Origin of the sequence: Pseudomonas sp. 2835 (assembly GCF_050435905.1) — a bacterium.
GTDB lineage: Bacteria > Pseudomonadota > Gammaproteobacteria > Pseudomonadales > Pseudomonadaceae > Aquipseudomonas.
On the sequence record NZ_JBNDLE010000002.1, the window covers coordinates 93,367 to 106,490 of the forward strand.

The following is a 13,124-nucleotide window of genomic DNA, read 5'->3' on the forward strand; positions in this document are numbered from 1 at the left end:
AAGCAAATGTCCGAACTCAACCTGTCTACCGACGAAACTCGCGTCAGCTACGGCATCGGCCGTCAGCTGGGTGGCCAACTGCGTGACAACCCGCCACCAGGCGTGAACCTGGACGCCATCCTGGCCGGCCTGACCGACGCCTTCAACGGTCAGGACAGCCGCGTCAGCGAAGCCGACCTGTCGGCCAGCTTCAAGGTCATCCGCGAAATCATGCAAGCCGAAGCTGCTGCCAAGGCCGAAGCTGCTGCTGGCGAAGGCAAGGCCTTCCTGGCTGAGAACGCCAAGCGTGACGGCATCACCACCCTGGCTTCGGGCCTGCAGTTCGAAGTACTGACTGCTGGCGAAGGCGCCAAGCCAAGCCGCGACGACAGCGTGCGTACCCACTACCACGGTACCCTGATCGACGGCACCGTGTTCGACAGCTCCTACGAGCGCGGCCAACCAGCAGAATTCCCGGTCAGCGGCGTAATCGCCGGCTGGACCGAAGCCCTGCAACTGATGAACGCCGGTAGCAAATGGCGCCTGTACGTTCCGAGCGAGCTGGCTTACGGCGCTCAGGGCGTTGGCAGCATCCCGCCGCACAGCGTGTTGGTGTTCGACGTCGAGCTGCTGGACGTTCTGTAAGAACGTCAGAGGGCCTTGCGGCCCTCATCGCTGGCAAGGCCAGCTCCCACAGGGTGGTTCACACCGGTTCATTGTGGGAGCCGGGCTTGCCCCGCGATGCTGTTCAGTTCCAATCGGTCCCGCCGCCAGGGCGCAACGCCCGCGCATAGCAAAACAGGAACAGGTTTCGCACCAGCTCCTTGAGCACACTCGGCTCACTTGAATTCAAACCATTGAGGTCCAGGTCGCCCTGGTCGCGCAGTTCGTCCAGTGCTTCTTCTTCAAGCACGGCACAGACCTCGCCGGTTTCCCGGTGCAGGATGCGCAGGTAAGGATGGGGGCGGTCAAGCCAGGCGTCTATCAGATAAGTCATGGCTATTCTCCTTGAAAGCGTTCAATGAGAATAATTCTTATTATCAAAATAGCAAGTGCCTATTGGCGGTTTTTTCCCGCCTGTGGGTTGTCGAGGCCGCAGCGCGACCCCGAAACCCAGAAGAATCAGACCTTGCGGACGAATTCCGATTTCAGCTTCATCGGGCCGATGCCGTCGATCTTGCAGTCGATGTCGTGGTCGCCATCACACAGGCGGATGTTCTTGACCTTGGTGCCGACCTTGACCACCAGCGAGGTGCCCTTGACCTTGAGGTCCTTGATCACGGTAATGGTGTCGCCGTCCTGCAGGACGTTGCCCACTGCATCCTTTTTCACCGCTTCGTCGCTGGCCGCTTCGGCTTCACCGGCAGCCGACCACTCGTGGGCGCACTCGGGGCAGATCAGCTGGGCGCCGTCTTCGTAGGTGTATTCGGAGTTGCATTTGGGGCAGGGTGGCAAAGTGCTCACTAAGGTTCCTCAAGACGTACAGGTACAAAACCTACATTGTATAGGGTTTTGTCCGTCAGAGGCTAATCGGGCCCATCGAGCGATGGGCCGGGGCAGGGGGGTCAGTGCGTGCGGGCGACGGCGAATTCGCTGAGCTCGACCAGCGCATCGCGGTATTCGCTGGCCGGCAGTACGTCCAGGCAGGCGATGGCGCGGGCCACGTAGTCGCGGGCCAGCTTGGCGGTATAGTCCAGCGAGCCCGAGGCTTCAACGGCCGCGCGGATGCTCTCGAGGTCTTCGATGCCGCCTTTCTGGATCGCCTGGCGAACCAGCGCAGCCTGTTCGGCGGTGCCTTCGCGCATGGTGTAGATCAGCGGCAGGGTCGGCTTGCCTTCGGCCAGGTCGTCACCGACGTTCTTGCCCAGGGTTTGCGCATCGCCCTTGTAGTCGAGCAGGTCGTCGACCAGCTGGAAGGCCACGCCCAGGTGGTCGCCGAAGGTGCGCAGGGCTTCGCTCTGCTCCTCGGTGGCCTGGGCCAGGGCCGCGGCGCTGTGGGTCGAGGCCTCGAACAGCATCGCGGTCTTGCCGCGGATGACGTCCATGTAGACTTCTTCGGTGGTGCTGGCGTCGCGTACCTTGGACAGCTGCAGGACTTCGCCTTCGGCGATGACCCGGGTGGCCTTGGAGAGGATCTGCATGACCGGCATCGAGCCCAGTTCGACCATCATCTCGAACGAGCGCGAATACAGGAAGTCACCGACCAGTACGCTCGGCGCGTTGCCCCACAGGGCGTTGGCGGTGGAGCGGCCACGGCGCATGCCGGACATGTCGACGACGTCGTCATGCAGCAGGGTGGCGGTGTGCAGGAATTCGATGGTGGCGGCCAGCAGGCGCAGGTCGTCGCCTTCGCGGCCCAGGGCCTTGCCGCACAACAGCACCAGCAACGGGCGCAGGCGCTTGCCGCCGGCCGAGGTAATGTAGTCGCCGATTTTCGATACCAGCGGTACACGCGAAGTCAGCTGTTTCTTGATAATCTCGTCAACGGCGCTGAAGTCGTCCGCTACCGCACGGTAGAAAGCTTGGGGTTGCATCGGCCACAGGTGCTCCATAAAGGTTGCGCGGCATGCTAGGTCGCGGGTCCCGGCGTGTCAAGGCGCGCTGCCCGCGGGCCGGGGGTGGGACTTGCAAGCAAAGCGGGGCTTGCGTACAATCGCGCACCCTGAACTTCCTGGGCAGCACCTGCCTTACGCAATTGCACTGGGCCGTTCCAGCCCTATGCAGCCATGCCAGCCAACACTCTTCCTATAAAGAGCTGGGTGAGCAGGATTATCGGAGAAATACCCATGTACGCAGTAATTGTTACCGGTGGCAAGCAGTACAAAGTCGCCGAAGGTGAATACCTGAAAATCGAAAAACTGGAAATCGCCACTGGCGAATCCGTGACTTTCGACCGCGTTCTGTTGGTTGCCAATGGCGACGACGTGAACATCGGCGCTCCAGTCGTTGCTGGTGCCAAGGTTGTTGCTGAAGTGATCTCCCAAGGTCGTCACGACAAAGTTCGCATCATCAAGTTCCGCCGCCGTAAGCACCACATGAAGCGTATGGGCCACCGCCAGTGGTTCACCGAAATCAAGATCACCGGTATTTCGGCTTAATCGCCTGAATCCATTTCTGGAGAATTTGAACCATGGCACACAAAAAAGCTGGTGGTAGTACCCGTAACGGTCGCGACTCAGAAGCCAAACGCCTTGGCGTGAAGATGTATGGCGGCCAGGCTATCATTCCTGGCAACATAATCGTGCGTCAGCGCGGCACCCAATTCCACGCTGGCTACGGCGTTGGCATGGGTAAAGATCACACCCTGTTCGCCAAGATCGCGGGTAAGATCAAGTTCGAAGTTAAAGGCGCCTTCGGTCGTCGTTACGTGAGCGTTGTCGCCGAGTAATCGCGCGAACGCTGGAAAAGCCCTGTCTCGCGACGGGGCTTTTTCGTTTGTGGGGTGAGTCTCTTGCAAAGCTGTTTGTATGGGCTGCCGGCGTGGGTTGTTACTGTCGTGACGGGGCCGCCGCGCTCACTTTTGCAAGAGCCTTATGTCTTTGTGTCACTCAGCTCGTCCAGCTGACGAGAGGCGGTTTTTATGAAGTTTGTTGACGAAGTATCGATCCGGGTCAAAGCCGGTGACGGCGGTAACGGTTGCATGAGCTTCCGCCGCGAAAAATTCATCGAGAACGGTGGTCCCAACGGCGGTGACGGTGGCGACGGCGGCTCGGTGTACATGGTTGCCGACGATAACCTCAACACCCTGGTCGACTACCGTTACACCCGTCACTTCGAAGCCCAGCGTGGCTCCAACGGCGGCAGCACCGACTGCACCGGCAAGAAGGGCGACGACCTGATCCTGCGCGTGCCGGTCGGCACCACGGTGATCGACTCGGCCACCCAGGAAGTCATCGGTGACCTGGTCAAGCCAGGCCAGAAGCTGATGGTGGTCCAGGGCGGCTGGCACGGCCTGGGCAACACCCGTTTCAAATCCAGTACCAACCGAGCGCCACGCCAGACCACTCCGGGCAAGCCGGGTGAGCAGCGTGACCTGAAACTGGAAATGAAAGTACTGGCCGACGTCGGCCTGCTGGGCTTGCCAAACGCCGGCAAGAGTACTTTCATCCGCTCGGTATCGGCCGCCAAGCCGAAAGTCGCCGACTACCCGTTCACCACCCTGGTGCCGAACCTGGGTGTGGTCAGCGTCGACCGCTGGAAGAGCTTCGTCATCGCCGACATTCCCGGCCTGATCGAAGGCGCCTCCGACGGTGCCGGCCTCGGTATCCGCTTCCTCAAGCACCTGGCGCGTACCCGCCTGCTGCTGCACCTCGTCGACCTCGCGCCGCTGGATGAAAGCAGCAGCGCCGACGCCGCCGAAGTCATCGTCAACGAGCTGACCCGCTTCAGCCCGTCGCTGGCCGAGCGTGACCGCTGGCTGGTGCTGAACAAGACCGACATGCTGATGGACGACGAGCGTGACGAGCGGGTCAAGGAAGTGGTCGAGCGCCTGCAGTGGGAAGGTCCGGTCTACGTGATCTCGGCCATCTCCAAGCAGGGCACCGAGCAGCTTAGCCGCGACATCATGCGCTACCTCGAAGACCGCGCCGACCGCCTGGCCAATGACCCGGCCTATGCCGAAGAGTTGGCCGAGCTCGACCAGCGCATCGAAGACGAAGCCCGTGCCCAGCTGCAGGCCCTGGACGACGCCCGCGCCCTGCGCCGCAGCGGCGTCAAGAGCGTGCACGACATCGGCGACGACGATGACGATGATTGGGACGAGGACGACGAAGACGGCCCGGAAATCATTTACGTGCGCGACTGATTCGTTGCAGTACACTAAACGCCGCTCTCAGGAGCGGCGTTTTGGTATCTAAAGATCTGAATAGGTTGGAAGAAAATGCGGAGCAAGGTGACGGGTGCGCAGCGCTGGGTCGTGAAAATCGGCAGTGCCCTGCTGACAGCAGATGGCAAGGGCCTGGATCGCGCGGCCATGGGTGTCTGGGTCGAGCAGATGGTGGCGTTGCATGAGGCTGGTGTCGAGTTGGTGCTGGTGTCGTCCGGGGCGGTTGCCGCCGGGATGAGCCGTTTGGGCTGGGCCAAGCGACCGAGTGCGATGAACGAGCTGCAGGCGGCGGCCTCAATCGGCCAGATGGGCCTGGTACAGGCCTGGGAGTCGAGCTTTGCCGAGCATGGCCGGCACACCGCGCAGATCCTTCTGACCCACGACGACCTGTCTGACCGCAAGCGTTACCTCAATGCCCGCAGCACCTTGCGCACCCTGGTGGAGCTGGGCGTGGTGCCGGTGATCAACGAAAACGACACAGTGGTCACCGACGAGATCCGCTTCGGCGACAACGACACCCTCGCCGCGCTGGTGGCCAACCTGGTGGAAGCCGATCTGCTGGTGATCCTCACCGACCGCGACGGCATGTTCGACGCCGACCCGCGCAACAACCCAGATGCGCAACTGATTTACGAAGCCCGTGCCGATGACCCGAGCCTCGACGCCGTGGCCGGCGGTACCGGCGGTGCCCTGGGCCGTGGCGGCATGCAGACCAAGCTGCGCGCCGCGCGCCTGGCGGCGCGTTCCGGTGCCCACACGATCATCGTCGGTGGGCGCCTTGAGCGCGTGCTCGACCGGCTCAAGGCAGGCGAGCGCCTGGGTACCTTGCTGTCGCCTGAGCGCGGCATGATCGCCGCACGCAAGCAGTGGCTGGCCGGGCACCTGCAGACCCGCGGCACCCTGGTGCTCGACGATGGCGCGGTCAAGGCTTTGCGCAAGGACAACAAGAGCCTGTTGCCGGTCGGCGTGAAGACCGTGCAGGGCAGCTTCCGCCGTGGCGAGATGGTGGTCTGCGTCGGCCCGGATGGCCTTGAGGTCGCCCGCGGCCTGGCCAACTACAGCGCCCTGGAAGCACAGAAAATCATTGGCCAGCCGTCCGACGCGATCGAGGGCCTGCTGGGCTACATCGCCGAGCCGGAGCTGGTGCACCGCGACAACCTGATTCTGGTCTGAGGAAATACCTGTGTTCAAAGGGATGATTGCAGCAGCGCTGCTGGCGTTGCCGGTATTGGCGTCGGCCGAGGAGATTGGTCAGGTATCGACGGTATTCAAGATCGTCGGGCCGAATGACCGCATCGTTGTCGAGGCATTTGACGACCCCAAGGTCGAGGGCGTGACCTGCTACCTGTCGCGGGCCAAGACTGGCGGTCTGAAAGGCGGCCTGGGCCTGGCTGAAGACCGCGCCGAGGCGTCGATCGCCTGCCGTCAGGTCGGGCCGATTCGCTTCAAGGAGCAGCTCAAGGATGGTGACGAGGTGTTCAAGGAGCGCACGTCGCTGGTGTTCAAGACCATGCAGGTGGTGCGCTTTCTCGACAAGAAGCGCAATACCCTGGTTTACCTGGTGTACTCCGACCGGATCATCGAAGGCAGCCCGCAAAACGCGGTAACGGCGATTCCGATCCTGCCGTGGGCGCAGTAACACCGAGTTGACTGCATCGCCGGCCTTGCCGGCGATGGGGCCTGAAAGGCCCCTGCAGATGCCTCAAACCGAAGCTTCTTCCTCTTCTGTCCGCACCACTGCCTTCTCCACATCCCGGCGGCTGATGTACTTCCAGTCCGCCTCGTCGATGTAGATCCCGTTCGGCCCGCTGCCGCCTTCCAGGTCGATGGCGACATGCGCCGAGACCTGCGGCTTGACGCTCGCCAGAATCGGTACGAAGCCCAGCTGCAAGCTGGTTTCCAGCAGCGCTGCCTGGTTGCGTTCGTCGATGTCGGCCGCTTCGTCCAGGTAGTACGGCAGGCGCACGCGGCCGGCCAGGTCACGGTCCATCAGGTGCAGCAACAAGTACATGTTGGTCAGCGCCTTGATGGTCATGGTGGTGCCGTTGGAGGCTGCACCGTCGATGTCGGTGTGGATCACCGGCTGGCCGCCGACCTTGGTGATCTCGAACGCCAGTTCGAACAGGTCCTTGAGGCCCAGCTGGTTGTGGTTGGCCGCGACCAGCCGTGCCAGGTATTCCTTGGCCTCTTCGTTCTTGTTGTCCTGCTCGGCGCTGGCGCTGAGGTCGAACACCGACAGGGTCTCGCCTTCCTCGTACTGGCCGGCGCTGTGGATGATCTGGTCGATGTGCTTGAGCGCTTCCTTGTTTGGTGCCAAAACGATACGGAAGCTCTGCAGGTTGGACACCTGACGCTTGTTGATCTCGCGGTTGAACAGCGCCAGCTGGTGCTCGAGGCTGTCGTAGTCACTGCGGATGTTGCGCAGGGTCCGGGCGATGTCGGTGACCGCAGCGCGGCGCGCCTTGCCCAGGGTCAGGGCTTCTTCGGTGCGGTGCGAATAGGCGTTGATCAGCAGCTGCAGGCGACGCTCCATGTCGTCTTCGCTGTCGAACTTGGCCACGCCCTTGAGGCGTACCTGGGCGTACAGCGCCTCGATCTGGCCATCAACCCGCAGCAAGCCCTGCCAGCTGTCCTGGTAGTCGTTGAGCAGCGGCAGCAGGTTGTCCATGCTGTCGTCGACCGGCTCCATGAACGGCGTGCCGAACGGCAGGTCGGCGGGTAGCAGCTGGCGGCGGCGCAGGGCGTCGTCGAGGGTGCGCTGCTTGGCTTCCATGTCGGCGATCTGGCGGCCGACCAGTTGCAGCTTGGCCGACAGTTGCTGGACGCGTTCGGTGAAGGCATCGCTGGAGCGCTTGAGCTCGTCCTGGGCCGCTTCCATCTGCGCCAGTTGCTCGAGCTTGTCGCCTTCCTCGGCGGACAGAGTCTCGGCGCGGCGGAAGTCTTCCAGGGCTTTCTGTGCATCCAGTACCTGCTGGTACAGGGCTTCGGTCTGGGTCTTGCTCGCGGCGCGGTCGGCGGCCACGGCTTGCTGGGTCTTGAGCTGCTTGAGCTCTTTTTCCAGGCGCTCCTTCTGGTCGCGCAGGGCGGCGCGGTCGGCCAGGGCCTGCAAGGCAGGCGGCTCGATGTGCGAGAGGTCGATGGACAGGCCTGGGGCTTCGAAGCGCTCGCCCTTGAAGCCGTCGAGTACCGCTTCCAGGGATTTGACCCAGACGTCGCTGTCGTCCAGCTCGATGCCGCGCTCGCCCAGCGGCAGGCTGAACAGCGCACCGTTGAACAGGCGCATCAGGCGCTCGACGTCCTGTTGCGAGAACTCTTCACGCAGGCGGGCGTAGCTGTTGTTGTCGGCATGGTCGAGCTGTTGCTTGACCGATTTCAGGCGTTTTTCCAGCTCGCGCAGACGCTCTTCGAGGTCTTCGGCGCTGAACTGGCGCGACTGCGCCAGGGCGCCGGCCAGTTCGTCGTGGGCGTCCTTGGCGGCCAGCAGCTGCTGTTCCAGGACCTTGACGTCGTCGACCAGGGCGAAGCGGTGCTTGAGCACCGACAGCTCGCCGAGCCAGCGCTGCACGCCTGTGATCTCGCGCTCCAGGCGCATCAGCTCCTGGGTGCCGCCACGCTGGTCGTTCTGCAGGCTGTCCTGTTCGTTCTTGTAGTGCTCGGCCTGGATCACCAGCTCTTCTTTGCGCGCGCTGGCGTAGTCCTGCCAGGTGCCGAGCAGCGAGTCGAGCAGTGGCGACAGGCGATGCAGCTTGCCGCGCAGGATGTCGCGCTGGGCCACGCCATTGGCCAGGGCCTCGACCAGCGGGCCGGCGGCGACCAGCGAGTTGTAGTCCTGCTCCATGCGCCGCACGTCGCGGAAGGCTTCTTCGCAGGCGGCGATGTAGTCGACGCTGCCCGAACGCAGGCTGTGCTCGAAGGCATCGAGGAACAGCTGCTTGAGCTTGGCCGCGGTGATCTCGCGCATGTGCAGCAGGTTGATGAACAGCGCGCGGAAGGTCTTCAGGCTCTGCTCGCTGGTGGAGCGCAGCGGGATCAGGGTCAGGTCCAGCGGGATCGAGGTGTGGCCGCCGACCAGCAGGCGGCGCAGCTCGTCTGGCTTGAGCTCGTAGGCTTTGAGGCCATTGCGCTCAAGGTTGCTGAACAGCTCTTTCTGGCGCAGGCAGGTGTCGTTCTTCTGGTAGTGGGCCAGGTCCAGTTCGCCGGCATAGGCGAAGAACTGGTGACCGAAACCGCCACCCGGGCCGCGGCCGACCACGCCGATCACGTGCGGGCCGTGGGGCAGGTTGACCTCGCAGAGGATGTAGCTGGTGTCGGTGGCGAAGTAGAACCGGCGCGACTGCTCGAGGCTGTACTTGCCGAAGCTCATGTCCGACATGCGCGCCAGGATCGGGAACTGCAGGGCGTTGATCGAGGCACTCTTGCCCAGGTTGTTGGCACCGTAGACCGACAATGGGTGTTCCAGGGGGAACAGGCCCAGGCTGTAGCCGGCGGTGTTGAGCAGTGCGAAGCGGCGAATGCCGTAGCGTTCCTGGCTCATGCGTCAATCTCCTGTTGCTCTTCGGCTATGGCTCGGGCCAAGGCGTCTTCTTCGCTTTCTTCGAACGGGCTGAGGTCCAGCGGGTCGTCGGTACGGTTGAGCTCTTCCGGGCTCTCTTCCTCGACCAGTACCGGCGTTGGCAGCGGCAGGGCGCTGTGCAGGCTGGCGGCCAGGTCGCGGTCCTGCTGGACCGACAGGCAGACGTCGAGGAAACGGTGCATCGGCGGCAGGAAGCGGTAGATGCCGTTCTCTTCGTGGGCAAAGCCGAGCTGGGTCATGCGGCGCATGATCTTTTCTTCCAGCTCGTCCGGGGTCTGCACTTCGGCCTGGATGAACAGGTCGCGGTATTTTTCCAGCAGCGAAGGCAGCTCGTCGCGGCCCAGGCTGCCGCCGTCGAGCACCGACATCGGGTCGCGGCCCTGGTCGGCCAGGTGCTCGACCAGGATGAAGGTGAACAGCGACAGGCGCTGCGCGGTCTTGTTGACCTGGGCGGCAGCCAGGTCCGGGACGAAGTAGTAGAAACCGCGGGTGTCGCACACCAGTTCAAAGCCCAGGGCCTTGAACAGGCCCCGGTACTGGTCCTGGAAGTTCGACAGTTGGGCGTACAGCTCCGGGTCGCGGCGGCTGATGTGGAAGCCCTTGAACAGCTCGCGGAAGATCGGTGCGAGCTGGGACAGTTCGGAAAGATCAAGATGCATGGGCAGGGCTCGCAGTTGGCTCAGGCGATGGTTCGCGGCTCGATGTCAGAGCGAAGGAACGCAGGCTGACCAGGTGTTCGCGGGTGGTGTATTCGCGGCGCTCGAGGCGCGCGCGGGTAAAGCGTTTTTCCCGCGACAGGCGCGAGAACCAGTACAGCAGCTCGTCGGTGGCGCCTTCGGGCTCCTGGTCGAGCAGCCAGACCATCAGGTCCGGCAGCGGCAGGGCGTCTTCGCAGCGCTCGAGCATTTCCTTGACCGTGCGCGGCGCACGCGGGGCGTCGCCCTTGTGGCTCTTGTGGGCCTTGGGGAACTGCGCAGGCTTGGGCTCGAAGCGGGCCAGGGCATAAACGTAGGCTTCGACCTGGCTGGCGCTGCCGAGGAAGGTACTCTGCGGGCGGGTGAACAGCGACATGGCCGCTTGCGGCACGGCGTCCAGGCCCTTGCGGCGGATCACCGACAGGGCCAGGGCGGCGCCGCGGGTCACGGCGTTGTGCCGGCGCGCTTCTTCACGTAGCGGCAGCAGCAGCTCGCGGGCATGGCGCAGGGTCAGCTGGGCGCTGGTCTGCATCTCCAGGATGCGCGCATGGGTGCGCAGGAGCATGTCGTCATCGACCAGGTGGCCGAGGCGGGCCTGCTCGCCGAGCAAGCGCAGCAGCACGGTCTCGACCTTGCGTACGCCTTGCTCGAAGGCGCCATCGGCGTTGACCAGCTGGATCATCGGCTCGACGTATTCGTCCCAGGTCGCCAGGACTTCAGCGTAACGCTGGCGCAAGGGGATCTGCCGGTCGCTGGTTTTGGCGCGTTCGGCCACGGCGACCAGCGCCTGTTCGTCGTTGTCGAGCTTCTTCAGTACGTCGCGCACACGCATGTCGAGCAGGCGCAGCTGGCGCGCCAGGTCGTTGCCGTCGCGAATCTCGAAGGCATCCTGGATATGCCCGGCCAGGCGCTCGAGGTGGCGCAGGTAGGCTTCGATCTCAAGGCACAGGCCCAGGCGGTGCTCGCGGCGCAGGTAGGCGAGAAAGTCATGGATCTGGGCGTTGAGCTCGAAACGGTTCGGGCTTTTTGCCACTGGCACCAGGATATCCAGGCGGATCCATACGTCGAGCAGGCTGGTGATGTCCTGGGGCGTGCTCTCCAGCTGCTGGGTGGCCAGTTGCTGGCGCAGTTCGGCCAGGCTCAGGGTGCCCCCGTCGAAGCGCTCGCACAACGGCTCGAGCAGGGCCCAGTGTTCGGCTAGGGCGCGCAGGACGCGCTTGGGTTCGATCATTGGCGGGTCGACTCGTTGCCAAATAAAAGCGCCGATTGTACTGCATCAGACGCCTGTCGATTCACCCCCTTGATCGCTTCAAGCTGCTGTCGGGCGGTTTTCTGCCGATCAACAGCGGCGCCGAGCGGCGAACAACGTTAGAATATCGGCCCTGACTTATCCACAGATGGCCGATCCTTCTTGTTAATCGAGTCCCGCCGCCGCGCTTATCTCAACGCCATGCAAGTGGTGCACTGGCTGCCGCGTGCCGAACTGCCGTTCGCTGCGCCGTCGCGCCCGGAGCTGTTGTTGCCGGTGGCGGCACTCGAGGAACCGGCGTTTGAGCCGCAGCAGCAGGCACCTGCCTCCGCCAGCGTTGCGCCGAGCGCGCCGCTGGTGCGTTCTGGCGAGCGCCCGAAGATCGAGATCCCGCGCCCGGGCAGCACGCCGAAAGTGGCGGCCAAGCCGGTGGACGAAGCCGAAAAGCCCGTGGTCGCCAGGCCTGCGCCGGTGCCACCGCCACGCTTTGCCCTGCAGCTGCTGCGGGCTGGCAACTGCCTGCTGCTGGTCGAGCTGGCCACCGGCGAGCCGTTCCAGAGCCGCGACCCGTCCTACCTGCTGCTCAAGGACATGCTGCGCGCCGCCGGCCTGCCGGACAGCCCGCAGATCATCGGCGAGCCGGTGCGCTGGCCGTTGCTGGTGCGCGGCAACCTTGACCAGGGCCCGCAGGCCGCGACCGATTTCGTTCAGGGCTTTATCCAGGCCCGGCTTGAAGAGGCGCCGTGCGTCTGCCTGTGGCTGATTGGCCTGCCTGCCGTGCGCTTTGCCGGTGAGGCCGACGCCGAAGCTTATTACCGCGAGTTGCCGGTTGAAGGCCTGGGCGCTGCCTGGGCCTTGCCGGGGCTCGAACTGTTGATGGACGAGCCGCAGCGCAAGGCGCACGTCTGGCAAGCCATGCGCCGGCTGATGGCGCGCTGGAAACCAAGCAATGAGTGACACAATCAGCTTTCGCCGGATGACCGAGGCGGATCTGGATGCCGTACTGAAGATCGAATACGCCGCCTTCAGCCACCCCTGGACCCGCGGGATTTTCCTCGACGGGCTCAAGTCCTATGAAATCTGGCTGATGTTCGAAGGCGAGCAGCAGGTCGGCCACGGCGTGATCAACGTGATCATCGACGAGGCGCACCTGCTCAACATCACCATCAAGCCAGAAAGCCAGGGCCGCGGCCTGGGCCTGCGCCTGCTGGAAGAGCTGATGAAGCGCGCCTACGCCAGCAACGGCCGCGAGTGCTTCCTGGAAGTACGCGCCAGCAACCAGTCGGCCTATCGTCTGTACGAACGCTACGGCTTCAATGAAATCGGTCGCCGGCGTGACTATTACCCGGTTGCTGGCGGGCGCGAAGACGCTCTGGTCATGGCCTGCACGCTGTTCGAGTAACGGCTCAGCGCTCGCGCTTGCCGTCCAGCGGGTCGCGCCGGGCCAGTTCTGCTTCATCCAGGCCGTTGCCGCCGCCGATGTCATCTTCGTCGACTACGCTCAGGTCCCAGTCTGCCGGGTGATCGGCACCGGCTTCGCTGGGCGAGCGGGCGCCGTCTTCGGGGATCAGGGTTTCTGGCTCGAGGTCGTCGTCGCTTGGGTCGAAACCGGTATCGACATTGGGGGTATCCTTGTCAAAGTGAAGCTCTTCAACCGAGCCCATGCGGTCTTCGTCGGTGTCGATCGGGGCTGGCTGCGGGGCGTGCAGCGGGCGGTGTTCCTGGCTCATGGTTGATCCTCCTGCGGGTGGGCGTATGCGGTGGACCTGCCACTTGGCCGAAGATTCAAAGGCGTGACCTGAA

15 protein-coding genes are annotated in these 13,124 nt (G+C 63.8%); 8 read left to right on the top strand and 7 right to left on the bottom strand.

The genetic code is table 11. The features are described 5' to 3' along the window. The first annotated feature begins 6 nt into the window (after positions 1–6). A complete protein-coding gene (locus ABIE20_RS02365) occupies positions 7–624 on the top strand; it encodes an FKBP-type peptidyl-prolyl cis-trans isomerase (RefSeq protein ID WP_045195939.1) in 618 nt (205 codons plus the stop codon). Between the two features lie 103 nt (positions 625–727). Here the strand turns inward: ABIE20_RS02365 and ABIE20_RS02370 are convergent, their stop codons facing one another. The 3 genes from ABIE20_RS02370 to ABIE20_RS02380 form a co-directional block, all read right to left on the bottom strand. Beyond that, a complete protein-coding gene (locus ABIE20_RS02370; protein ID WP_038997219.1) occupies positions 728–976 on the bottom strand; it encodes a PA4570 family protein in 249 nt (82 codons plus the stop codon). Positions 977–1,101: 125 nt separating this feature from the next. Continuing rightward, positions 1,102–1,443 (bottom strand): zinc ribbon domain-containing protein YjdM, encoded by a 342-nt coding sequence (locus ABIE20_RS02375; protein ID WP_045195941.1) that lies wholly within the window; start codon positions 1,441–1,443, stop codon positions 1,102–1,104. A 101-nt stretch (positions 1,444–1,544) separates the two neighbouring features. Next, the gene (locus ABIE20_RS02380; RefSeq protein WP_038997216.1) at positions 1,545–2,513 is read right to left on the bottom strand and encodes a polyprenyl synthetase family protein; all 969 of its coding nucleotides are present in this window, start codon (positions 2,511–2,513) and stop codon (positions 1,545–1,547) included. A 252-nt stretch (positions 2,514–2,765) separates the two neighbouring features. On the opposite strand from ABIE20_RS02380, the gene rplU reads away from it, so the two are divergent. The 5 genes from rplU (at position 2,766) to ABIE20_RS02405 (ending at position 6,443) form a co-directional block, all read left to right on the top strand. Then, entirely contained in the window at positions 2,766–3,077 is a 312-nt protein-coding gene (rplU, locus tag ABIE20_RS02385; protein WP_010225695.1) for a 50S ribosomal protein L21, read from the top strand. 32 nt (positions 3,078–3,109) lie between these two features. After that, positions 3,110–3,367 carry a 50S ribosomal protein L27 gene (gene rpmA / locus ABIE20_RS02390; RefSeq protein ID WP_010225698.1) on the top strand — a complete coding sequence of 86 codons (258 nt, stop codon included), beginning with the start codon at positions 3,110–3,112 and terminating at the stop codon, positions 3,365–3,367. A gap of 192 nt (positions 3,368–3,559) precedes the next feature. Then, positions 3,560–4,783 carry an Obg family GTPase CgtA gene (cgtA, locus tag ABIE20_RS02395; RefSeq protein ID WP_010225700.1) on the top strand — a complete coding sequence of 408 codons (1,224 nt, stop codon included), beginning with the start codon at positions 3,560–3,562 and terminating at the stop codon, positions 4,781–4,783. A gap of 75 nt (positions 4,784–4,858) precedes the next feature. Continuing rightward, positions 4,859–5,977 carry a glutamate 5-kinase gene (proB, locus tag ABIE20_RS02400; RefSeq protein WP_429502497.1) on the top strand — a complete coding sequence of 373 codons (1,119 nt, stop codon included), beginning with the start codon at positions 4,859–4,861 and terminating at the stop codon, positions 5,975–5,977. A 22-nt stretch (positions 5,978–5,999) separates the two neighbouring features. Then, on the top strand, positions 6,000–6,443 hold the full coding sequence (locus ABIE20_RS02405) for a CreA family protein (RefSeq protein ID WP_429503003.1): 444 nt from the start codon (positions 6,000–6,002) through the stop codon (positions 6,441–6,443). A 63-nt stretch (positions 6,444–6,506) separates the two neighbouring features. Here ABIE20_RS02405 and mksF read toward each other — a convergent pair whose 3' ends face one another. From mksF to mksB, 3 genes are read right to left on the bottom strand one after another with little or no spacing between them, the layout of a single operon-like run. Beyond that, positions 6,507–9,338, bottom strand: coding sequence for an Mks condensin complex protein MksF (mksF, locus tag ABIE20_RS02410; RefSeq protein WP_429502499.1), 2,832 nt, complete (start codon positions 9,336–9,338; stop codon positions 6,507–6,509). Next, complete coding sequence (gene mksE, locus ABIE20_RS02415) at positions 9,335–10,036, bottom strand: Mks condensin complex protein MksE (protein WP_123564489.1); 702 nt, start codon at positions 10,034–10,036, stop codon at positions 9,335–9,337. The genes mksF and mksE overlap by 4 nt, the downstream gene beginning before the upstream one ends. Continuing rightward, positions 10,026–11,303, bottom strand: coding sequence for an Mks condensin complex protein MksB (gene mksB, locus ABIE20_RS02420; RefSeq protein ID WP_429502501.1), 1,278 nt, complete (start codon positions 11,301–11,303; stop codon positions 10,026–10,028). Before mksB ends, mksE begins: the two co-directional genes overlap by 11 nt. A gap of 180 nt (positions 11,304–11,483) precedes the next feature. Here mksB and ABIE20_RS02425 point away from each other — a divergent pair, with 180 nt between their 5' ends. Together ABIE20_RS02425 and rimI are read left to right on the top strand one after the other, a co-directional pair. Then, entirely contained in the window at positions 11,484–12,278 is a 795-nt protein-coding gene (locus ABIE20_RS02425; RefSeq protein WP_429502503.1) for an energy transducer TonB, read from the top strand. Continuing rightward, positions 12,271–12,723 (top strand): ribosomal protein S18-alanine N-acetyltransferase, encoded by a 453-nt coding sequence (gene rimI / locus ABIE20_RS02430; RefSeq protein WP_429502505.1) that lies wholly within the window; start codon positions 12,271–12,273, stop codon positions 12,721–12,723. The genes ABIE20_RS02425 and rimI overlap by 8 nt, the downstream gene beginning before the upstream one ends. Positions 12,724–12,727: 4 nt before the next feature. Here rimI and ABIE20_RS02435 read toward each other — a convergent pair whose 3' ends face one another. Beyond that, positions 12,728–13,051: a serine kinase/phosphatase gene (locus tag ABIE20_RS02435; protein WP_429502506.1), complete on the bottom strand. Its 324-nt coding sequence runs from the start codon at positions 13,049–13,051 to the stop codon at positions 12,728–12,730. Between the last annotated feature and the right edge of the window lie 73 nt (positions 13,052–13,124).

Bases quoted from the DNA above. Each gene is read 5' to 3' on its own strand.
- ABIE20_RS02365 (WP_045195939.1), top strand. From the start codon at position 7: ATGTCCGAACTCAACCTGTCTACCGACGAAACTCGCGTCAGCTACGGC.
- ABIE20_RS02370 (WP_038997219.1), bottom strand. From the start codon at position 976: ATGACTTATCTGATAGACGCCTGGCTTGACCGCCCCCATCCTTACCTG.
- ABIE20_RS02380 (WP_038997216.1), bottom strand. From the start codon at position 2,513: ATGCAACCCCAAGCTTTCTACCGTGCGGTAGCGGACGACTTCAGCGCC.
- rplU (WP_010225695.1), top strand. From the start codon at position 2,766: ATGTACGCAGTAATTGTTACCGGTGGCAAGCAGTACAAAGTCGCCGAA.
- rpmA (WP_010225698.1), top strand. From the start codon at position 3,110: ATGGCACACAAAAAAGCTGGTGGTAGTACCCGTAACGGTCGCGACTCA.
- cgtA (WP_010225700.1), top strand. From the start codon at position 3,560: ATGAAGTTTGTTGACGAAGTATCGATCCGGGTCAAAGCCGGTGACGGC.
- proB (WP_429502497.1), top strand. From the start codon at position 4,859: ATGCGGAGCAAGGTGACGGGTGCGCAGCGCTGGGTCGTGAAAATCGGC.
- ABIE20_RS02405 (WP_429503003.1), top strand. From the start codon at position 6,000: ATGATTGCAGCAGCGCTGCTGGCGTTGCCGGTATTGGCGTCGGCCGAG.
- mksF (WP_429502499.1), bottom strand. From the start codon at position 9,338: ATGAGCCAGGAACGCTACGGCATTCGCCGCTTCGCACTGCTCAACACC.
- mksE (WP_123564489.1), bottom strand. From the start codon at position 10,036: ATGCATCTTGATCTTTCCGAACTGTCCCAGCTCGCACCGATCTTCCGC.
- mksB (WP_429502501.1), bottom strand. From the start codon at position 11,303: ATGATCGAACCCAAGCGCGTCCTGCGCGCCCTAGCCGAACACTGGGCC.
- rimI (WP_429502505.1), top strand. From the start codon at position 12,271: ATGAGTGACACAATCAGCTTTCGCCGGATGACCGAGGCGGATCTGGAT.
- ABIE20_RS02435 (WP_429502506.1), bottom strand. From the start codon at position 13,051: ATGAGCCAGGAACACCGCCCGCTGCACGCCCCGCAGCCAGCCCCGATC.